The sequence below is a fragment of the Ferdinandcohnia sp. GQ5 genome (genome assembly GCF_059759275.1).
On sequence record NZ_JCAXEW010000031.1, the window covers coordinates 22508 to 44597 of the forward strand.

Sequence of the window (22090 nt, forward strand, 5' to 3'; positions counted from 1 at the left end):
GTGCTAACAGTGACTATTAATAAAAAAGATGTAATCCGTCTATTAGAGACAATTGCAATATATATGGAGCTAAAAGGGGACAACCCATTTAAAATTTCAGCTTTTCGTAAAGCAGCAGCTGCATTGGAAAATGATGATCGAAGTTTATCTACCATTGAAGACTTCACAACACTCCCTGGTATAGGAAAAGGAACCGCAGCTGTGATTACAGAGTACATAGAAACTGGCAGCTCAAACGTACTAACTGAATTAAAAGAAAAAGTGCCAGAAGGACTCATCCCTTTGTTAGACCTGCCAGGTCTTGGCGGCAAAAAAATAGCTAAGCTTTATCAAGAACTGGCTATTGAAGATATGGAAATGTTAAAACAAGCATGCTTAAACGAAAAAATTCAAAATCTTGCAGGTTTTGGTAAGAAAACAGAAGAAAAAATACTCGCTTCCATCGAGGAATATGGCAAACGACCAGAGCGCTTGCCAATTGCTCTCATGCTAGCGCTCGCTGAAGAAATCGAGGAACAATTAAGTAAGATGGATGGAATCTCAACTTTCTCTCGAGCAGGTAGTCTGCGCAGAATGAGAGAAACGATAAAGGACCTTGATTTCATTATTGCAACAAATGAACCTGAAAAAGTACGGGAACAACTATTAAGTCTTAATGGCATAAGTGGTGTCATTGCAAGCGGAGATACAAAGGTTTCCGTTCAAATTTCGTATAGTTATGATATTTCGGTTGATTTTCGTCTTGTGAAACCACATGAATTTGCAACTACCCTTCATCATTTTACAGGCAGTAAAGATCATAATGTGAGGATGCGGCAATTGGCAAAAGACCGTGGTGAAAAAATAAGTGAATATGGCGTTGAAAATAGTGAAACAGGTGAAATGAAAACTTTTGATACGGAAGAAGAGTTTTATCAATATTTCGGACTCACCTTTATCCCGCCAGAGCTAAGAGAAGATGGCTCAGAGGTAGAAGCCTTTCAACAGAAAGTTGAACACATACGACTTGAAGATATAAAAGGCGACCTCCATATGCACACATCATGGAGTGACGGGGCTTTCACGATTGAAGAAATGGTCGAAGCATGCAGGAAAAAAGGCTACCGCTATATGGCTATAACAGACCATTCACAATATCTTCGTGTTGCAAACGGGCTTACCCCCGAGCGATTAATAGAACAACACAAAGAAATAAAACGATTAAATGAAAAATATGATGATTTTATGATTTTTACAGGTGTTGAAATGGACATCCTTCCTGATGGTAGACTAGATTATGATGATGAACTTATTCGAGAAGTAGATGTTGTAATTGCATCCATTCATTCAAGCTTTTCACAACCAAGGGAGAAAATCATGCAACGCTTAAAAACAGCATTAGAAAACCTTCATGTTGATATCATCGCACACCCTACTGGAAGAATACTTGGGCGCAGAAAAGGATATGACGTAGACGTTGATATGCTAATTGAGCTAGCCAAAGAAACGAATACAGCCTTGGAATTAAATGCGAACTTGAATAGATTGGACCTTTCTTCAGATTATATTAGAAAGGCACAAGATGCAGGTGTCAAACTAGTGATTAACACAGATGCACATAATATAGACATGTTAGAAGATATGGGTTATGGCATTTCTGCTGCAACAAAAGGTTGGATCAAAAAAGAAAGTGTTATTAACACCTGGGAAAAGGATGAACTATTGGCTTATTTAAAAAGAAATTTATAATTCTATTTATTCTCCTCCTGTAGGGAGATACATCCATATTAAAGTAGTGGGTAGCAAGAAGGGAGTAACAGCATGCAGCCACGAGTTTTAAAGGTTTTAGAATTTGGTAAAGTGAAAGAACTGCTAAAACAGCACGTCTCATCCTCATTAGGAAGAGAAAAAGTTGATCAAATGATTCCTTCTACGAATGTAGAGGAGGTTGTTTTTCTACAAGAGCAAACCGATGAAGCATCTAAGGTATTACGGTTAAAAGGAAATGTTCCTCTTGGGGGATTAACGGATATCCGAGCTGCGGTTAAGCGCGCAAGCATTGGCGGTGGCTTAAATACAATGGAGCTCTTAGACATTGCAGGCACTATCTATGCTGGTAGACAAATGAAGAAGTTTGTTGAAGGTATGATTGAGGACGCGATCGAAGTTGCAATCCTCGGTGAATTAGTTGAACGTATTACCCCCTTATTTGAACTAGAACAAAAAATAAAAAACTGTATTGATGATAATGGAGTTGTCATGGATGGAGCGAGTGACAAATTGCGTGGAATTCGCACCCAACTTCGTAGCAGTGAAGCGAGAATTAGGGAGAAGCTAGAACATATTATTCGTTCTTCTTCCGCTCAAAAAACACTTTCAGATGCAATCATTACAATTCGTAATGATCGTTACGTAATTCCCGTTAAACAGGAATACCGTGGGACTTACGGTGGAATCGTTCATGACCAATCCTCTTCAGGGGCTACATTGTTTATTGAACCACAATCAGTAGTTGACCTTAACAATGTATTACAGGAAGCTAGGGTTAGAGAAAAACAAGAAATTGACCGTATTTTACTAGAACTTTCAAATGCAGTAGCAGAAGAATATGAGCCACTCTATCAAAATGTAGACACGCTTGGGGAACTTGATTTTATGTTCACAAAAGCGAGCTACAGTAAAAAGGTAAAGGGGACAAAGCCGAAAATCAACGGGAATGGCTATGTGTTTATTAAAAAAGGTCGTCATCCTCTAATTGACCCACAAGAAGTAGTGCCAAATGATATTGAGCTTGGCAAAGACTACACTTCTATTGTGATCACTGGTCCAAATACAGGGGGAAAAACAGTCACATTAAAAACAATCGGGTTATTAACGATTATGGCTCAAGCGGGCCTACAAATACCGGCACAAGAAGAGTCAGAGATTGCTGTATTTGAATCGGTATACGCTGATATAGGTGATGAGCAATCTATTGAACAAAGCTTAAGTACGTTTTCTTCCCACATGGTTAACATTGTAGATATTTTAAAACAAGTTGACGAAAACAGTTTAGTTCTTTTCGATGAACTAGGAGCAGGAACTGACCCTCAAGAAGGGGCTGCCCTTGCTATTTCAATTCTTGATGAAGTGTATAGTAGAGGTGCAAGAGTTATTGCTACAACCCATTACCCAGAGTTAAAAGCGTATGGATACAACAGAGAAGGAGTAATCAATGCAAGTGTCGAATTTGATATCGAAACCTTAAGTCCAACATATAAGCTTTTAATCGGAGTTCCTGGACGAAGTAATGCATTTGAAATTTCAAAACGATTGGGGTTATCTGATAGCATTATTCACACTGCCAAAAATCATATTAGTTCTGAAACGAATACGGTCGAAAATATGATCGCCTCCTTGGAGAAAAGTAAAAAGGATGCTGAACAGGAGCTTGAGGAAGCTGAAGATATCCGAAGACAGGCAGAGAAACTTCATAAACAACTTCAAGAGCAAATCATTGAATTTAATGAACAACGTAACAAACTATATGAAAAAGCGGAACAAAAAGCAGCTGAAACAATCAAAAGTGCAACGAGCGAAGCAGAAGAAGTCATTCGAGATTTACGTAAAATGAAGCTTGAACAACAAACCCTTGTTAAGGAACATCAATTGATAGATGCGAAAAAGCGTTTGGAAAATGCAGTACCTCAACTTTCGAACAAGACGAATAAACAATCTGTTTCAACCAAAGCAAAAAGAAATTTCGTACCTGGTGATGAAGTAAAGGTAATTAGCTTAAACCAAAAGGGCCATTTAATCGATAAGGCAGGTAATAACGAATGGCAGGTTCAAATTGGGATCTTAAAAATGAAGGTTAAAGAAAAAGACCTCGAGTTTGTTAGCAGTCCGAAACCAGTAGAAACTAAGCCACTAGCGACAGTAAGGGGTAGAGATTATCACGTAAGTCTAGAATTAGACTTACGAGGTGAACGATACGAAAACGCTTTGGTTCGAGTGGAAAAATACATCGATGATGCTTTACTTGCAGGTTATCCACGTGTATCTATTATCCATGGAAAAGGAACAGGTGCTTTGCGTCAAGGAGTTCAAGAATACTTGAAAAATCACCGCTCCGTAAAATCTACAAGATTTGGGGAAGCCGGAGAAGGTGGAACAGGCGTTACAGTAGTAGAATTAAAATAAATTTGCAAAGAAATGTAATCTCTAACAGGGAGAGAAGATAATGGATCAATTTTGGGATAATGAATTTGTGTTAACGGCTGCTAATTACAGTGTTGTTATTCTGTGTTTAGTTCTGTTTATGGCCATATTTGAATTGGTCACCAAATACAAAAATTGGGAAGAAATCCAAAAAGGAAATCTCTCAGTCGCAATGGCAACCGGAGGGAAAATTTTCGGGATTGCAAATATATTCCGCTATTCCATCCAAAACCACGATACATTATTTGTCATGATTGGCTGGGGAGTATTTGGATTCTTCCTTCTTCTAATTGGCTATTTTATTTTTGAATTCTTAACCCCGAAATTCGACATAGATGTTGAAATACAACAAGATAATCGCGCAGTAGGATTTATATCCATGATTATATCGGTGGGACTCTCTTATGTAATCGGCGCAGGGATTGGAAATGGTGGTTTTTAATATGGAAAAGCTAGCTAAAATACTGTTAGTTGTAAGTGGAGTATTTGTTATTGTTGGGATCCTTTATTTAGTGTTATAAGATAATGAGCTGTTGGGAATTAACCAACAGCCTTTTTTATTTGTCATTTGGTAATTTGTCGTAAAACGACATAAACTTCCGCAACAATTCATGAATCTAATTGTCACCGAATATTCTATATAATATAATGAATATAAATGGTTTGAAAATTCAAACTGGTCTTTGGATACGTCTTCGTATTCTTTAGAATGATTTAAAGGGAGGTTATTAGATGGAGTTAGAAAGGCCGTGGTTAGCAAATTATCCTGAGGAAATTCCGCATCAGCTCGAGTATGAAAACATCCCGATTCAAGCATATTTGAAAAGAACTGCTAGTGAATTTCCTCAAAAAATCGCTGTTCATTTTCAAGGAAAAGAATTAACTTTTTCACAAGTGTATGAAGAAGCTTTAAAACTTGCAAACTATTTAGTGTCTCAAGGCATCAAAAAAGGTGAACGAGTTGCCATTATGTTGCCAAACTGCCCACAAGGTGTAATTGCTTATTATGGTGTCCTGTTTTCAGGTGCAATCGTGGTACAAACAAATCCATTGTATACAGAAAGAGAACTAGAATATCATTTAAAGGATTCAGGTTCAAAAGCGATTATTACATTAGATATTCTTTTTCCACGTGTCTCAAAAGTGAAAGCGCTAACAGAACTTGAACATGTAATTGTAACCGAAATTAAAGACTATCTCCCATTCCCAAAAAATTTGATTTATCCTTTTATCCAAAAGAAACAATATGGTATTGTAGTCAAAGTGGAACATGAAGGAACAAATCATTTACTAAGGGAAATCATAAACACATCTGAAGCTAAAGAAATCGATATTGACATTGACCCAGTAGAAGACCTTGCCTTGTTACAATATACAGGTGGAACAACAGGATTTCCAAAAGGAGTAATGCTAACACATCGAAATTTAGTTGCTAATACGATAATGTGTTCAAAATGGATGTATAAATGTAATAAAGGAGAAGAATCCATTTTAGCCATTCTGCCATTTTTCCATGTGTACGGAATGACAACCGTATTAAACTTATCTATTATGATGGCTGCAAAAATGATCCTTATGCCGAAATTCAACGCAGGAGATACACTAAAAACGATTCATAAACAGAAGCCAACCCTGTTTCCAGGTGCACCAACTATGTACATTGGTCTGTTGAATCATCCTGACCTAATGAAATATGATTTATCTTCGATTGAGTCTTGTATAAGTGGTTCGGCGGCTTTGCCACTTGAAGTACAAGAACAATTTGAAAAAGTGACTGGTGGAAAGCTTGTAGAAGGATATGGTTTATCGGAAGCTTCCCCTGTAACACATGCTAATTTAATTTGGGGACATCGCGTGAATGGAAGTATTGGATTACCATGGCCGGATACAGATGCTACGGTGCTTTCAATGGAAACAGGTGAACCTGCAGATATAGGGGAAATTGGAGAAATCGTCGTAAAAGGTCCTCAAGTTATGAAAGGATATTGGAATAAGCCTGAAGAAACTGAAAATACATTACGTGATGGTTGGTTATTAACAGGAGACTTAGGCTACATGGATGAAGATGGATATTTCTATGTGGTGGACCGCAAAAAAGATATGATAATTGCTGGCGGATTTAATGTTTATCCCAGAGAAATTGAGGAAGTATTGTTTGAACACGAAAAAGTACAAGAGGCTGTCGTCGCAGGGATTCCAGATCCGTATCGTGGGGAAACGGTTAAGGCTTATGTCGTCTTAAAAGATGGCCAACAACTCACAGAGGAAGAGCTTGATAAACATTGTCGAAAACATTTAGCAGCATATAAAGTTCCAAGAGTATATGAATTTAGAAAAGAATTACCTAAGACCATTGTAGGCAAAGTTTTGCGCAGGGTATTAGTTGAAGAGGAAAAGGAAAAACTAACAAAAATTAATTAAGCAAAGTAGGATCGATCAGCTCTAAATACATCATTAGCGTTAACATCAGTGAGGAGCCATGATATGAGCCTGTGGCTCTTTTTCTTTCCCTTAATAGAGCAAATGAGAAATTAAGAAGATAATCTTGACAGTATATTGATTAGGTTTTATTATAGAAATATGAATGACTATTCATTCATTTTTCTGAAAGGACGTAAGAACTTGAAAAATACAAAACCAAAATATAAGCAAATCATAGACGCAGCGGTAGTTGTTATCGCGGAGAATGGGTATCATCAATCTCAAGTCTCAAGAATTGCTAAGCAAGCAGGCGTGGCAGACGGAACAATATATCTATATTTTAAAAACAAAGAAGATATTCTTGTATCTTTATTCCACGAAAAAATGGGCGAATTTATTGAAAAAATTGAAGCTGAAATAGCAGGAAAATCGAGTGCGGCAGAGAAGTTATTAACATTGGTAGAAAAACATTTCGAACTTTTAGCAGCTGATCATCATCTTGCAACCGTAACTCAGCTTGAATTAAGACAATCAAATAAAGAATTACGTCACCGGATTAATGAGGTACTTAAAGGGTATTTAGGAACCATCGATTCCATCATTCAATTTGGGAAAGAAAATGGTGAGTTTAATCCAGCCCTGGATGTCCGTTTAGCAAGACAGATGATATTCGGCTCAATCGATGAAACTGCAACCACTTGGGTCATGAACGAACAAAAATATGACTTGCCATCCTTGGCAAAAGAAGTCCATGCTCTATTAGTAAATGGTTGTGGATTGACACACATCTAGTAATTTTTAACTTTATTCAGCGGGTTTCTCATAACATTTTAAGTGGTAGCATAGTGTAAAAGGGTAAACAATCTAATTGAGGAGTCAAACCTTGGCTGAATAAAGTTAAAGCCTCCGGCGGATGCCACGATTTTTCAAACGAAACTTTTCGAGCAATAAAATAAGTTTAAAGACTAAGAACAACGCCACATCCTGTGGCAACGTCTTAATGACCCACTTCCTGTGGACCTAAAAATCGGGCTCAAATACGCCGAGGCGCATTTGATTGAGGTGTGTTACATACATATTCTTAATTAGGAGGGATGCAGATGGAGTTTTTTAAAGTAAAGATTGCTGAGTACATTGCTACTATTAGCATTAATCGACCTCCAGCGAACGCATTATCAACTGCTGTTTTGAAAGAGCTTACAAGTTTACTAGATGACATTGAGAAGGATGATAATGTAAGAGTTTTAGTAATCCATGGGGAAGGTCGCTTTTTCTCTGCAGGGGCTGATATAAAAGAGTTTACAACCATAAACTCTGGTGAAGAATTTTCAAATCTTGCAAGACAAGGGCAATCTCTATTCGAAAGAATGGAACGATTCCCAAAACCTATTATAGCTAGTATTCACGGTGCTGCCTTAGGTGGCGGTCTTGAACTGGCAATGGCTTGCCATTTCCGCCTCGTTAGCAATAAGGCAAAACTCGGGTTACCTGAGCTACAGCTTGGACTAATCCCTGGATTTGCTGGGACAGCACGCTTGCCTCGCTATGTTGGTGTTGCTAAAGCTGCTCAAATGCTTTGGACAAGTGACCCAATTAGCGGTGATGAGGCTGTACAGTACGGATTAGCAAATCAAGCTTTCCCGGAAGAAAATCTTCACGAAGAAACAATGACAATTGCTAGGAAGATCGCTCAAAAAAGCCCTTTATCTATACAAGCGACCATTGAATTATTAAATTCAATGAAAAATGAACAATATATAGAAACTGTCAAAAGAGAAGCGGTTTTATTTGGAGAAATGTTCATTTCAGAGGATGGACAAGAAGGAATATCAGCCTTCATAGAAAAACGTTCGCCGACATTTAAAGGGAAATAATACTAGATTTGAAGAAAATTAATAGTTTACAAGAAATTGCACAATACCTTTAGGAGGGAAACTCATGAACATCTTTGTTATTTTGAAAAGGACATTTGATACTGAAGAAAAAATTGTAGTAAGCAATGGACAAATCAGTGAAGATGGGGCTGAATTTATTATTAACCCTTATGATGAATATGCGGTTGAAGAAGCAATCCAACTCCGTGATGCGCATGGTGGCGAAGTAACTGTTGTCACAGTTGCCACAACTGATGAAGCTGATAAAGAGTTACGCACCGCTTTAGCAATGGGTGCTGATAAAGCAGTTTTGATTAATACAGAAGATGACCTAGAAGAAGGAGACCAGTTCACAACTGCAAAAATTTTGGCTGAATACCTAAAAGATAAAGAAGCCGATATTATTTTAGGCGGAAATGTTGCAATTGATGGTGGTTCAGGTCAAGTTGGCCCGCGTGTAGCAGAAATTCTAGATATTCCTTATGTAACGACAATTACAAAACTTGATATCGATGGTTCTACAGTAACAGTAGTAAGAGACGTTGAGGGTGACTCTGAAGTTATTGAAACGACTTTACCATTACTTGTTACATGTCAACAAGGGTTGAATGAACCACGCTATCCATCTTTACCTGGAATTATGAAAGCGAAGAAAAAGCCGCTTGATGAGCTTGAGTTAGATGATCTAGATTTGGAAGAAGATGATGTACAAGCAAAAACAAAAACAATTGAAATCTATCTTCCACCAAAAAAAGAGGCTGGACGTGTACTTGAAGGCGATTTAGAAGATCAGGTAAAAGAGTTAGTTTCACTCCTTCATAACGAAGCTAAGGTGGTATAAGTTTTCGGGTAATCTTGTATGCGATTTCAAAATTTTACTAAGGCGAATCTAGGGGGTTACGCATAATGTCAAGAAAAGTAGTAGTTCTAGGAGAAACACGTGATGGTGCTTTACGAAACGTATCTTTTGAAGCAATTGCAGCGGGTAAAATTGTAGCAGAAGGCGGCGAGGTTGTAGCCGTGTTAGTTGGTGAATCTGTAGGTGCGCTAACAAATGATTTAATTCATTACGGAGCAGACCGAGTTGTAACGGTTGAAGATGCAAAATTAGCATCATATACACCAGACGGCTTCTCGCAAGCCATTCTTGCAGCAATTGATGCTGAGTCACCAGAAGCTTTAGTTTTTGGTCACACATCATTAGGTAAAGACCTTTCACCTAAAATTGCGAGTAAATTGAATTCTGGTCTAATCTCAGACGTAACAGCAATTGAGGCTGCAGGTGGAAATATTGTCTTTACTCGTCCAATCTATTCAGGAAAAGCATTTGAAAAGAAAATTGTGACAGATGGTTTAATCTTTGCAACCGTACGTCCTAACAATATTACACCACTTGAAAAAGACGAATCACGAACTGGTGAAGTTTCATCACTATCTGTTGAAATTAAAGATTTACGAACAATTGTAAAAGAAGTTGTGCGTAAGGCAACTGAAGGTGTAGATTTATCCGAAGCGAAAGTTGTAATTGCAGGTGGCCGTGGGGTAAAGAGTGCAGATGGTTTTGAACCATTAAAAGAATTAGCGAATGTTCTTGGTGGTGCTGTAGGTGCATCGCGTGGAGCATGTGATGCTGATTATTGTGACTACTCTCTACAAATTGGTCAAACAGGTAAGGTTGTTACGCCAGACCTATATATTGCTTGTGGGATCTCAGGAGCAATCCAGCACTTAGCAGGAATGTCTAACTCGAAAGTAATCGTAGCCATCAACAAAGACCCTGAAGCAAACATCTTCAAGGTTGCAGACTATGGAATCGTTGGTGACTTATTTGATGTAGTTCCAATGCTTACTGAAGAGTTCAAAAAACTAAAAGTAAATGCATAATAGGTTGTCAAATTAATTTATAGAGATTTTTCCATTTTACCTTTGAAAAATTTATGGTATACTAATCAAGCGATGAGCTGAATTGCATAAGTCGAGTTGACACGCCTTTTGGCAAGGCACTATGTGGAGTGCTGTCCTCGCCGCAATACGCAAAAAGACGTCCTTCTGGACGTCTTTTTTTATATGCTACATTTAAAATTAATGTCTATAACCTCTATTAATTTACATACATAACAGCTTAAAAAGTTGGGGAAGATGACTATGTATGAAGTACAGTGTTTAATCTTATCATTTCTAAATTAGTTAACTGTTTTTTTTGAAGCAAAACATTCGTAAAATGACATCTCAGATGGTATACTCTTGGTAGAATTTCAATGTTGTTACTTATTAGGAGGGGTTAAAATGGCTATTACAAATGTAACAGACCAAAATTTCGATTCAGAAACAAAAGATGGATTAGTACTTGCAGACTTCTGGGCACCTTGGTGCGGACCATGTAAAATGATTGCTCCAGTACTAGAAGAATTAGACACTGAGATTGGTGACAAAGTGAAAATCGTGAAACTCGATGTAGATGAAAACCAAGAAACTGCAGCGAAGTTTGGCGTAATGAGCATCCCAACTTTACTTGTAATTAAAAACGGTGAAGTTGTAGATAAAGTAGTCGGTTACCAACCAAAAGAAGCTCTTGCTGACAGACTTGCAAACCACTATTAATCCAAATTTTAAACAGCCTTAATAGGCTGTTTTTTTTGTTTGAACTCATTTCTAAGTGACTTCCTATTTTTACTCGTACAACTTCTTCGTAAAAATGTTACAATATAAGATACGTCAAAATAAAAGAAAAGATTACTTAGACGAATTGATTTTATAGTAGATGGAGTGATTACTATGCACGATCATCTTAAGGAAAAATTATCGATTTTACCAGACCAGCCTGGTTGTTACTTAATGAAAGACAGGCAAGGTACTGTAATATATGTGGGTAAAGCGAAAGTGTTGAAAAACCGTGTTCGATCTTATTTTACAGGGTCACACGATGGTAAAACCTTAAGGCTTGTCAATGAGATTGAGGACTTTGAATATATTGTAACTTCTTCAAATATTGAAGCACTTCTTCTTGAGATCAATCTTATTAAAAAATATGATCCAAAATACAATATCATGTTAAAGGATGACAAGACGTATCCTTTTATCAAAATTACTGCTGAAAAACATCCACGCTTATTGATTACTCGAAAAGTAAAAAAGGATAAGGGAAAATATTTTGGACCATATCCTAATGTACAAGCAGCAACTGAAACAAAAAAACTATTAGACCGGATATATCCTTTAAGAAAATGTTCAACATTACCAGATAAGGTTTGTTTATATTATCATATCGGTCAATGTCTAGCCCCTTGTGTCAATGATGTTACCGATGAAACCAATAAAAAAATGGTAGACGATATTATCCGCTTTTTAAATGGTGGATATAAAGAAATCAAAGGCGAGTTGACTGAAAAAATGTTAAAGGCCTCTGAAGAACTCGATTTTGAGAGAGCAAAAGAATACCGTGACCAAATCTCAAATATTGAAACGACAATGGAAAAGCAAAAGATGACAATGACAGACTTTATTGATCGTGATGTATTTGGTTATTCCTATGATAAGGGGTGGATGTGTGTTCAAGTCTTTTTTATCCGTCAAGGAAAATTAATAGAGCGGGATGTTTCTTTATTTCCTTTTTATAACGAGCCTGAACAAGACTTCTTAACCTACCTTGGTCAATTTTATTTAAAAGATAATCATTTTAAACCAAAGGAAGTGTTGCTTCCTAGTTCGATAGACCGTCACATTGTTGAGCAATTATTAGAAGTAGCTGTTCAACAGCCTAGTAGAGGGAAGAAAAAACAATTAATTGACCTAGCTACTAAAAATGCAAAAATTGCGCTAAAGGAAAAATTCGCTTTAATTGAACGAGATGAAGAACGTACAATTAAGGCTGTTGAAAATTTAGGACAGAAGTTAGGGATTTATACACCTCATCGAATCGAAGCATTTGATAATTCAAATATTCAAGGAACAGATCCTGTTTCTGCCATGATTGTGTTTACTGATGGAAAACCTGACAAAAAAGAATATCGAAAGTACAAAATTAAGTCAGTTCAAGGTCCGGATGATTATGAATCGATGAGGGAGGTTGTTCGGAGGAGATATAGCCGTGCATTAAAAGAGAACCTTCCATTGCCAGATTTAATCATTATTGACGGAGGTAAAGGTCATCTTGCTGCAGTAAGGGATATTCTTGAAAATGAATTAGGTTTAGAAATTCCACTAGCAGGACTTGCAAAGGATGATAAACACAGAACGTCCGAGCTCTTAATTGGAGACCCACCTGAGATTGTAGAACTACCTAGAAATAGTCAGGAATTTTATCTTCTACAACGAATTCAAGATGAGGTTCACCGTTTTGCGATTACCTTCCATCGTCAAATCCGTGGAAAAAACGCATTTCAATCTGTGCTCGACGATATTCCTGGAGTTGGGGAAAAACGTAAAAAAGCACTATTAAAGCACTTTGGTTCTATCAAGAAGTTGAGAGAAGCAAGTGTTGAGGATATCCTAAAAGCTAATATTCCTAGACCAACAGCTGAAGCAATTTACGAAAAATTAAAAGAATAGTCGTTGCTATTATAAAAATAGTCTGATATAATGCTTAATAATATAATATTACACTTCAATACGTTGAAGTGAAGATAGAGGTGCGATCTTTATCAGTATGCAATTGGAGGGGTATGAGCCCTAATGATCATTGCAAAAAGGAAAGTTCGCCGAAGTGTAAAAAGGCTCATACTTTTTTATGCTGGTCTTATGTTTAAGAGACATAGGATTGTCAAGATGGATGAATCTTGGAGGGCTATCTCACGAAGTGACACGTAGTACGTTTACGTATATCACAGCAATGAGAATCTCTCATTGCTGTTTTTTATTATTCTAAGAGAGGGTTGAGGGCATGGGGATCATCGTTCAAAAGTTTGGAGGCACCTCTGTTGGGTCACCAGATAGAATTAAAAATGTTGCAAGTCGAGTTATTCAAGAGGTGCAAGCGGGAAATCAAGTTGTCGTTGTTGTTTCGGCAATGGGGAAGACAACCGATCAGCTAGTAAGCTTAGCTAATGAAATTACAAGCGCGCCAAGTAAGCGCGAGATGGATATGTTGTTAAGTACAGGTGAACAAGTAACAATTGCATTATTATCTATGGCTTTACAAGAAAAAGGGTATGAATCCGTTTCGTATACAGGCTGGCAGGCTGGTATTGAAACAGAGGCAATACATAGCAATGCCCGAATTGAAAACATTGAGGTATCAAGAGTATATAAAAGCTTAAAAGAAGGAAAAATCGTTGTCGTTGCTGGATTCCAAGGAGTCAGCAGTTCAGGAGACATTACTACTCTTGGTCGTGGAGGTTCCGATACAACTGCTGTCGCACTTGCAGCGGCGTTAAAGGCGGATAAATGTGACATCTACACAGATGTAACAGGTGTATACACAACTGATCCTCGCGTAGTTCCAACTGCACGAAAACTTCATTCCATTTCTTATGATGAAATGCTGGAGCTTGCAAATCTTGGTGCTGGAGTACTTCACCCACGTGCAGTGGAATTTGCGAAAAACTTCGAATTGCCGCTTGAAGTTCGTTCAAGCTTAGAGCTAGAAAATGGAACCATTATTGAGGAGGAAGTTTCAATGGAAAAGAATCTTGTTGTTAGGGGAATTGCTTTTGAAGACCAAATTACAAGGGTAACAGTATCAGGTTTACCAAATGAATTGCATACACTATCAACTATATTTGGCACACTAGCAAAAAATGGTTTAAATGTAGATATCATTATTCAAAATATGACAGATCATAATCATACAAATATTTCATTCTCTGTAAAAACACCTGATTTACGTGACACACTTGCTGTTTTAGAAAATAACAAGGATTTATTGAAATATGAAAGTATCGAACATGAGGATGGATTAGCAAAGGTTTCAATTGTAGGTTCTGGAATGGTTTCAAACCCAGGTGTAGCCGCTGATATGTTCCAAGTGCTTGCAAATGAAAATATTGAAGTGAAAATGGTAAGTACATCTGAAATTAAAGTATCTACAGTTCTTGAACAAGGCAATATGGTTCGAGCAGTTGAATCTTTGCATGACTCATTTAATTTAGCTGCTGTTGAAGAAGAAAGAGCGAAAGTAAAACTATAATTTTAGTTAAATGGGTGGTTCAAAGGAATTTGGACACCCTTTTTTTAAAATAGAAGGCTCTTTTCTAAAAAAGATTATTGCTTTCTGATAATAAAGGCAAAACTAGTTGATTAGAGCGTAAGGTGGGGACTCCTTGAAAATGTATTCACAATTTCTTCGTGCGTGGGTTATTTCAAAGAAGCAAATTCAATGTCCAGCGGGAAAAGCGTGAGACTTGAGACCCCGCAGGAGCGGTAGCGACGTGTCCAGTTTCAGCGGCTAGAAACTGAGAAATTTCAACTCCTCCCTCAGAGGCAAAATACGCCTCTTTGTCGGAGTCTCCGACGCACAGGACGTGGCGCTTTAGTCGGCCAATTTTCTCGTTTCTGTGCAAGCCGCCTCCACATTTCGTTGAGGAGGCTCAAGCCACGCCCGCGAAAAGCGTCCACCTGAAGCGGAAGTCAACGATATAAAAACAACAAAGTTTGCGAAAACAGCCTAATAAAAAAACTGCACGAAATGTGCAGGCTTTTATTCTTCGGTGATGTCTTTTGGGTCCCATTTTACCGTGAATATTATTTTTTGTGCTCTTCTTTTTTGTTGTTCAAAGCTTTCGGTGATTCGATTTTTCTGTTGTTGAATTTGTTGGGCAAGAAAGCCAGATTCAAGCTGGAATGTACAAATATCTTTCCGTTTAAAGCGAGTAGTTACGATCGAACCCTCCAAATGAAATTCAATGGAGTTTTTATCCAAACGTTCTACCTTAAGGTCTCCCCATCCAGCATCGTGAAAGAATGAAATGATTTCTTCCGTCGTAGGTAAGGGGAATTTTCGGGCAAGATTTTTTCCAGCCCAATATAATATCTGTGGCGTTTCTTTCCCGAGAATATCAGGAATTAAAATTTCTCGTAATAGTTCGTACCCAAATACGGGAACAGACTGTTCACTTGTATTTACATTTTGTTCATTGATGTTAACGTTCTTCACTGCATTCCCCTCTTTCTCCATTCTTTATTATATAACATGAGGGTATAAGAAAAACATGAATTTTTTTGTTTCTTTTTGTCAGGGAGAATTGATTTTTATTTCGTATGACTACAATCATATGTGTACAATTATTATTATTTTTATGAATAAATTGTGGACTTGTTTCCTTGACGCTCTTGCTTTATGGGAGTAAAATGAATTTGTTACATTATACTGATAAAAGAAAATCAGTTGCAGTATTTGTCTATTTATCTACAATAAATAAATTTGTAGATTCCTGCAAAGGTTTTCAGTTGTCAGTTTTTATATCGTCCTTTTACATAATTATACAGGATGAAACATTATAACGGAGTGCCATGTGGGCACGTTTAATTACTAAGGGGGGTTAAAGTATGGCTGGTAATCGTGAATTTTTAAATCGCAGACTTCATTCATTATTAGGTGTAATTCCTGTAGGTTTATTTTTAGTGATGCATTTAGTTGTGAATAATTTTGCGACAAGAGGAGAAGAGGTTTATAACGGTGCTACTCACTTTATGGAAAGTCTTCCGTTTAAACTTTTCTTAGAAATTTTTGTTATTTATTTACCATTATTATTTCATGCAATTTACGGTCTCTATATTGCCTTTACAGCAAAAAACAATGTGAGCAATTATAGCTTTTTCCGTAACTGGATGTTCGCACTACAACGTGTGTCCGGTATAATTACTCTAATTTTTGTTGCATGGCATGTATGGGAAACAAGAATTGCCGCAGCTCTTGGTGCGGAAGTTAATTTTAATATGATGGAGAATATCTTGAGTTCACCTTGGATGATTACATTCTACCTAGTTGGGATAATCTCTACCATCTTCCACTTTGCTAATGGTCTTTGGTCATTTGCAGTAAGTTGGGGATTAACGGTAACTCCTCGTTCTCAAAAAATTGCAACATATGTAACAATGATTATTTTTATAGCGTTAACATACGTAGGTGTGTCTACAATCCTTGCATTCGTTTAATTTTTCAAAGAAAATTTTCAAGTAAGCTCGATAAAATCGGGCGCAAATATGTCAATGCGTAATTGATCTTTTAAAATTTGACCGTTCACTAGTATGACATTTGAACGATCTCTTTATTGGGGAGTGAGTAACTTTGAGTAAAGGAAAAGTTATCGTAGTTGGTGGTGGACTAGCTGGGTTAATGGCTACCATCAAGGCTGCTGAAGAAGGAACACAAGTTGATTTATTTTCACTCGTACCTGTAAAACGATCTCACTCTGTTTGTGCACAAGGTGGGATAAACGGTGCAGTTAATACAAAAGGTGAAGGGGATTCTCCGTGGATCCACTTTGATGATACAGTATATGGTGGAGACTTCTTAGCTAACCAAAAGCCAGTTAAGGCGATGTGTGAAGCAGCACCTGGAATTATTCACTTAATGGACCGTATGGGTGTTATGTTTAACCGTACACCAGAAGGTTTACTTGATTTCCGTCGTTTCGGGGGAACTCAACACCATCGTACTGCATTCGCTGGTGCAACAACTGGTCAACAATTGCTTTATGCATTAGATGAGCAAGTTCGACGTCACGAAGTAGCAGGATTAGTTACAAAATACGAAGGTTGGGAATTCTTAGGAATTATCCAAGATGACGAAGGAATTTGTCGTGGTGTCGTAGCGCAAAATCTTCAATCAATGGAAATTAAATCATTCCCTGCTGATGCTGTTATTATGGCATCTGGAGGCCCTGGAATTATTTTTGGTAAAACTACAAACTCAGTTATCAACACTGGATCTGCTGCATCAATCGTGTACCAACAAGGTGCATATTATGCGAACGGTGAATTTATCCAAATCCACCCAACAGCAATTCCTGGAGACGACAAACTTCGTCTAATGAGTGAATCCGCTCGTGGTGAAGGTGGACGAGTATGGACATATAAAGATGGAAAGCCTTGGTACTTCTTAGAAGAGAAATATCCTGCATACGGAAACTTAGTTCCTCGTGATATTGCAACACGTGAAATTTTCCATGTATGTGTAGATATGAAACTAGGTATCAATGGTGAAAACATGGTTTATCTAGATCTTTCTCATAAAGATCCAAAAGAACTTGATATTAAATTAGGTGGAATTATTGAGATCTATGAAAAATTCATGGGTGATGATCCACGTAAAGTTCCAATGAAAATCTTCCCTGCAGTTCACTACTCAATGGGTGGATTATGGGTTGATGATCATCAACAAACGAATATCCCTGGATTATTTGCTGCAGGAGAGTGTGATTTTTCACAGCACGGAGCAAACCGCTTAGGTGCTAACTCCCTATTATCAGCTATTTACGGTGGTATGGTTGCTGGTCCAAACGCAGTTAATTACATCAAGGGACTTAAAAAAGGTACAGATTCCATTTCTTCAACTGTTTTCGATAACCATGTAAAACAAGAGCAAGAAAAATGGGATAACATCATGTCAATGGATGGTACTGAAAATGCATACATCCTTCACAAAGAACTTGGTGAGTGGATGACAGATAACGTAACAGTTGTTCGTTACAATGACAAGCTATTAAAGACTGATGAAAAGATTCAAGAGCTTATGGAACGTTACAAAAACATCAACATCAATGACACATCTAAATGGAGCAACCAAGGTGCTACATTTACTCGTCAATTACAAAATATGCTACAACTAGCACGTGTAATTACAATTGGTGCATATAACCGTAACGAGAGCCGTGGAGCACACTATAAACCTGATTTCCCTGATCGTAATGATGAGGACTTCTTAAAAACTACGATGGCTAAATTTACTGGGAAGGATACTGCGCCTGCATTCCATTATGAAGACGTAGATACTTCATTAATCGCACCTCGTAAACGTGACTATACTAAGAATAAGGAGGCAAAGTAAGATGAGTGAAAAAACAGTTGAATTTCATGTAACTCGTCAGGATACTCCAGATTCTGAACCATATGTAATTAAATTCAAGGTTCCTTACCGTAAAAATATGAACGTAATTTCTGCATTAATGGAATTCCGTCGTAATCCGGTAGATATAAATGGAAATCAAGTTGCTCCAATTACTTGGGATATGAACTGTTTGGAAGAGGTTTGTGGTGCATGTTCAATGGTTATCAACGGTAAACCTCGCCAATCATGTTCAGCACTTATTGACCAGCTTGAACAACCAATTAAACTTGAACCAATGAAGACATTCCCTATCGTTCGTGACCTACAAATTGACCGTAGTAGAATGTTTGATTCATTGAAAAAAGTAAAAGCTTGGATTCCAATCGATGGAACATACGACTTGGGCCCTGGACCTCGTATGCCAGAGAAAAAGCGTCAATGGGCATATGAATTATCAAAATGCATGACATGTGGTGTTTGTCTTGAAGCATGTCCAAATGTTAACAGCAAATCTGATTTCATTGGTCCAGCACCATTATCACAAGTACGTTTATTCAACGCACATCCAACTGGTGAAATGAATAAAGCTGAACGTTTAGAAACAATTATGGGAGATGGAGGCCTTGCAAACTGCGGTAACTCACAAAACTGTGTACAGTCTTGTCCAAAAGGTATTCCACTCACTACTTCAATTGCAGCACTAAACAGAGATACATCTATCCAAGCATTCAGAAATATGTTTGGTAGTGACCAAGTCTAATAGAAATATTGAAAGCACTCCCTCATGTCATATGGAGGGGTGCTTTTTTTACGAAGAGTTTTTAGAAGTATACCTCTTAATCAGGCATAAAATTTCCCCATTAGAATAACGCACCACTTAACTGCAATTTGAATAATCTTATGTAAGGGAGCTATTGGAATGAAGCATATTACGTATATCGATGAATTTGAGTCTTGGGAGAATACATTTGAATTTTTTCAACCAATTCAGGTACGCTTTTCCGAAACAGATATGTTTGGACATTTAAACAACACAGTCCCCTTTGCTTACTTTGAGGAAGCAAGAATTCAATATTTTAACCATGTAGGGTTTATGCAAAGGTGGACTGACAAATCCAGCGACACAATCCCGGTAGTTGCAAACCAACAATGTGATTATTTGAAACAAGTCTATTTCGGAGAACAGCTTAAACTTTATGTAAAAATAAATCAATTAGGCAATTCCTCAATGGATATCCATTATATGGCTAAAGATAAGGAAGGAGCCGTTTGTTTTGTCGGCAGAAGTACGCTTGTTCAAATGTCAAAGCAAACGGGAAAAGGAGAGCCTTGGTCTGAAGAGATGAAACAAATGTTAAATCCAATTAACCTATAATATATGAGTCAAATTAATCAAAAATACCAATACATCTAAAAATAGACGCAAAAAAGTCTACATATCGGCCTTTTAACAGTCACAGCAACACTCTCCTTCTCATATTATATGGTGACTAAATATATACCCATCCAGTAGTTCAGCTCGAACCTTAGCAAGGAGGGTTACAATACTTGAAGGAGAAAGAGTTTCAACCAAAACCGCTACTAACAAAAAGAGAGAGAGAAGTTTTTGAATTACTAGTTCAAGACAAAACAACGAAAGATATCGCAAGTGAACTATTCATAAGCGAAAAAACAGTTCGTAACCACATATCGAATGCGATGCAGAAGCTGGGAGTAAAGGGGCGTTCTCAAGCAGTTGTAGAGCTCCTTCGTATGGGAGAACTTGAACTTTAAGTATGACCGGCTACCCTTTACTCTTGTAAGGTAGCCGGTTACTTATTTAGTGCATTTTACATATTTCCTAAATAACTTCAACTTGCTTTTTACGCGAAAAAAGTAGAAAATAAGAATAATATAGATTTTTTTCTTAAGCGATACGTCTTTACATTTTGCATACAATGAAGCAACTGTAATAGAAGAAAAATCGGTTGGATTTTACCACTAACATTTTACTAGGAGAGGATGTAATGACTGTTAAGGAGAGCAATGAAACAAAAGACTACCAAGTAATCGCAGATATCGAAAAATCACTTCGTTTTATCTCGGGCTTACTTAAACAAAAGGGCCGAGAAATCCTAAGTAACTTTACAATTACAACACCCCAATTTATAGCTCTTCAATGGTTACTTGAACTTGGAGACATGACAATTGGTGAATTATCAAATAAAATGTACTTAGCATGCAGCACGACGACAGATCTTGTAGATCGCATGGAAAAAAATTCGCTAGTAATGCGCGTAAAAGATCCAAAAGATCGTCGTGTCGTTCGAATTCATTTACTTGAAGAAGGTGAACGTATTATCGAAGAGGTAATCAAGAAAAGACAAGATTACCTACATGAAATCATGGAAAACTTCTCTGCTGAAGAAGTTACCCAACTCGAAAAGAGTCTTAGAAAATTACATCAAGAAATGCGAGTAGAATGAGGCGAATCTTTTGAACAGACCAATCGGAGTTATCGATTCAGGGGTTGGCGGTTTAACCGTTGCTCGGGAAATAATTAGACAATTACCAAATGAAGAAATTATATATTTAGGTGATAATGCCAGGTGTCCATATGGACCAAGACCTATAGACGAAGTTCGTCAGTTTACATGGGAGCTGACGAACTATTTATTGTCACATAAAATTAAAATGCTTGTCATAGCATGCAATACGGCGACTGCGCTCGTGTTGGATGAAATTCAAGCTGAACTTTCAATTCCAGTAATCGGTGTCGTTTACCCAGGAGCAAGAACCGCCCTAAAGGTTACAAAAAATAATTATGTAGGAGTTATCGGCACTGTCAACACGATCGAAAGTGGTGCCTATGTTGACGCTCTAAAATCAATCAACAATCAAATCAATGTCGAAAGTCTCGCGTGCCCACGATTTGTTCCAATCGTCGAAGCAGGAGAATTCGCTGGTCCCCATGCCGAACAAATTGTGGCCGAATCCCTAGAGGTCTTAAGGGGGAAAGAAATCGACACCTTGATTCTTGGTTGTACCCATTATCCATTACTTCATAAAACCATTCAGAACTATTTGGGAAATGGAATCAAACTAATTGATTCAGGCGCAGAGACAGCCCGTGAAGTGAGTACCGTGCTATTCTATAGTGGACTACTGAACAAAAAAACGTCAAAAAATGGCCACCTGTTCCTCACAACAGGGGAAAAAGAAATCTTCCAACAAATCGCCAGCAACTGGTTTGAAGAACCAGTGTATAATGTGAAATCGGTGAAATTGTAGGAGTAGAGAAAAAAGTCCCGGATGGGGCTTTTTTTGTTTCATAAAAATAAGGAGATGTACTGGATTTTATTTTAATGTGAAGATATTGAAGGTAGTTTCGGGAACAAAAAATATTAGAGGTTAATCATACCCTCTGGCAGAGGTCATCGTCCAAGTGAGGGTACGCAAAGAGGATAATCGTACCCTCAGGCAAAGGTTCGCGACCGAGTGAGGGTACGCAAAGAGGATAATCGTACCCTCACGCAAAGATCATCGTCCAAGTGAGGGTAAGCAAAGAGGATAATCGTACCCTCAGACAAAGGTCATCGTCCAAGTGGGGGGAAGCAAAGAGGTTAATCATACCCTCACGCAAAGGTCATCG

The 22090-nt window shown here is 37.7% G+C and carries 19 protein-coding genes and 1 riboswitch; of the genes, 18 read left to right on the plus strand and 1 reads right to left on the minus strand.

Features of this window, described 5'->3' with window-relative positions; translation table 11 throughout:
• The first annotated feature begins 9 nt into the window (after positions 1-9).
• From polX to AC6CHV_RS25150, 11 genes are all read left to right on the plus strand, one after another.
• Complete coding sequence (polX, locus tag AC6CHV_RS25100; protein WP_341330680.1) at positions 10-1728, plus strand: DNA polymerase/3'-5' exonuclease PolX; 1719 nt, start codon at positions 10-12, stop codon at positions 1726-1728.
• Between the two features lie 72 nt (positions 1729-1800).
• A complete protein-coding gene (locus AC6CHV_RS25105) occupies positions 1801-4161 on the plus strand; it encodes an endonuclease MutS2 (RefSeq protein ID WP_341330681.1) in 2361 nt (786 codons plus the stop codon).
• Positions 4162-4201: 40 nt separating this feature from the next.
• Complete coding sequence (locus AC6CHV_RS25110) at positions 4202-4621, plus strand: DUF350 domain-containing protein (protein WP_341330682.1); 420 nt, start codon at positions 4202-4204, stop codon at positions 4619-4621.
• A 290-nt stretch (positions 4622-4911) separates the two neighbouring features.
• Positions 4912-6600: a long-chain-fatty-acid--CoA ligase gene (locus tag AC6CHV_RS25115; protein WP_498079885.1), complete on the plus strand. Its 1689-nt coding sequence runs from the start codon at positions 4912-4914 to the stop codon at positions 6598-6600.
• A 201-nt stretch (positions 6601-6801) separates the two neighbouring features.
• Positions 6802-7392, plus strand: coding sequence for a fatty acid metabolism transcriptional regulator FadR (fadR, locus tag AC6CHV_RS25120; RefSeq protein WP_121447651.1), 591 nt, complete (start codon positions 6802-6804; stop codon positions 7390-7392).
• Positions 7393-7700: 308 nt separating this feature from the next.
• A complete protein-coding gene (locus AC6CHV_RS25125) occupies positions 7701-8474 on the plus strand; it encodes an enoyl-CoA hydratase (protein WP_440272283.1) in 774 nt (257 codons plus the stop codon).
• Positions 8475-8538: 64 nt separating this feature from the next.
• Positions 8539-9315, plus strand: a complete 777-nt coding sequence (locus tag AC6CHV_RS25130; protein WP_341330685.1) for an electron transfer flavoprotein subunit beta/FixA family protein — start codon at positions 8539-8541, stop codon at positions 9313-9315.
• A gap of 65 nt (positions 9316-9380) precedes the next feature.
• Positions 9381-10358 carry an electron transfer flavoprotein subunit alpha/FixB family protein gene (locus tag AC6CHV_RS25135; RefSeq protein ID WP_341330686.1) on the plus strand — a complete coding sequence of 326 codons (978 nt, stop codon included), beginning with the start codon at positions 9381-9383 and terminating at the stop codon, positions 10356-10358.
• Positions 10359-10760: 402 nt separating this feature from the next.
• Positions 10761-11075 (plus strand): thioredoxin, encoded by a 315-nt coding sequence (trxA, locus tag AC6CHV_RS25140; protein WP_121447655.1) that lies wholly within the window; start codon positions 10761-10763, stop codon positions 11073-11075.
• A 174-nt stretch (positions 11076-11249) separates the two neighbouring features.
• The gene (uvrC, locus tag AC6CHV_RS25145) at positions 11250-13022 is read left to right on the plus strand and encodes an excinuclease ABC subunit UvrC (protein ID WP_341330687.1); all 1773 of its coding nucleotides are present in this window, start codon (positions 11250-11252) and stop codon (positions 13020-13022) included.
• 67 nt (positions 13023-13089) lie between these two features.
• Positions 13090-13268: riboswitch (Lysine riboswitch) on the plus strand.
• A gap of 85 nt (positions 13269-13353) precedes the next feature.
• Complete coding sequence (locus AC6CHV_RS25150) at positions 13354-14598, plus strand: aspartate kinase (RefSeq protein ID WP_341330688.1); 1245 nt, start codon at positions 13354-13356, stop codon at positions 14596-14598.
• Between the two features lie 510 nt (positions 14599-15108).
• On the opposite strand, the gene AC6CHV_RS25155 is transcribed toward AC6CHV_RS25150, so the two are convergent.
• Positions 15109-15564 carry a YslB family protein gene (locus AC6CHV_RS25155; RefSeq protein WP_341330689.1) on the minus strand — a complete coding sequence of 152 codons (456 nt, stop codon included), beginning with the start codon at positions 15562-15564 and terminating at the stop codon, positions 15109-15111.
• 392 nt (positions 15565-15956) lie between these two features.
• Between AC6CHV_RS25155 and AC6CHV_RS25160 the strand changes: the two genes are divergently transcribed.
• From AC6CHV_RS25160 to racE, 7 genes are all read left to right on the plus strand, one after another.
• Positions 15957-16565, plus strand: a complete 609-nt coding sequence (locus AC6CHV_RS25160) for a succinate dehydrogenase cytochrome b558 subunit (RefSeq protein WP_341330690.1) — start codon at positions 15957-15959, stop codon at positions 16563-16565.
• A 133-nt stretch (positions 16566-16698) separates the two neighbouring features.
• Entirely contained in the window at positions 16699-18459 is a 1761-nt protein-coding gene (gene sdhA / locus AC6CHV_RS25165; protein ID WP_341330691.1) for a succinate dehydrogenase flavoprotein subunit, read from the plus strand.
• A gap of 1 nt (position 18460) precedes the next feature.
• A complete protein-coding gene (sdhB, locus tag AC6CHV_RS25170; protein WP_341330692.1) occupies positions 18461-19219 on the plus strand; it encodes a succinate dehydrogenase iron-sulfur subunit in 759 nt (252 codons plus the stop codon).
• A 159-nt stretch (positions 19220-19378) separates the two neighbouring features.
• On the plus strand, positions 19379-19834 hold the full coding sequence (locus AC6CHV_RS25175; RefSeq protein WP_341330693.1) for an acyl-CoA thioesterase: 456 nt from the start codon (positions 19379-19381) through the stop codon (positions 19832-19834).
• A gap of 173 nt (positions 19835-20007) precedes the next feature.
• Complete coding sequence (gerE, locus tag AC6CHV_RS25180; RefSeq protein ID WP_010678342.1) at positions 20008-20232, plus strand: spore germination transcription factor GerE; 225 nt, start codon at positions 20008-20010, stop codon at positions 20230-20232.
• A gap of 233 nt (positions 20233-20465) precedes the next feature.
• Positions 20466-20924 (plus strand): MarR family transcriptional regulator, encoded by a 459-nt coding sequence (locus tag AC6CHV_RS25185; protein ID WP_121447663.1) that lies wholly within the window; start codon positions 20466-20468, stop codon positions 20922-20924.
• A 10-nt stretch (positions 20925-20934) separates the two neighbouring features.
• Complete coding sequence (racE, locus tag AC6CHV_RS25190) at positions 20935-21729, plus strand: glutamate racemase (protein ID WP_341330694.1); 795 nt, start codon at positions 20935-20937, stop codon at positions 21727-21729.
• The last annotated feature ends 361 nt before the right edge of the window (positions 21730-22090 follow it).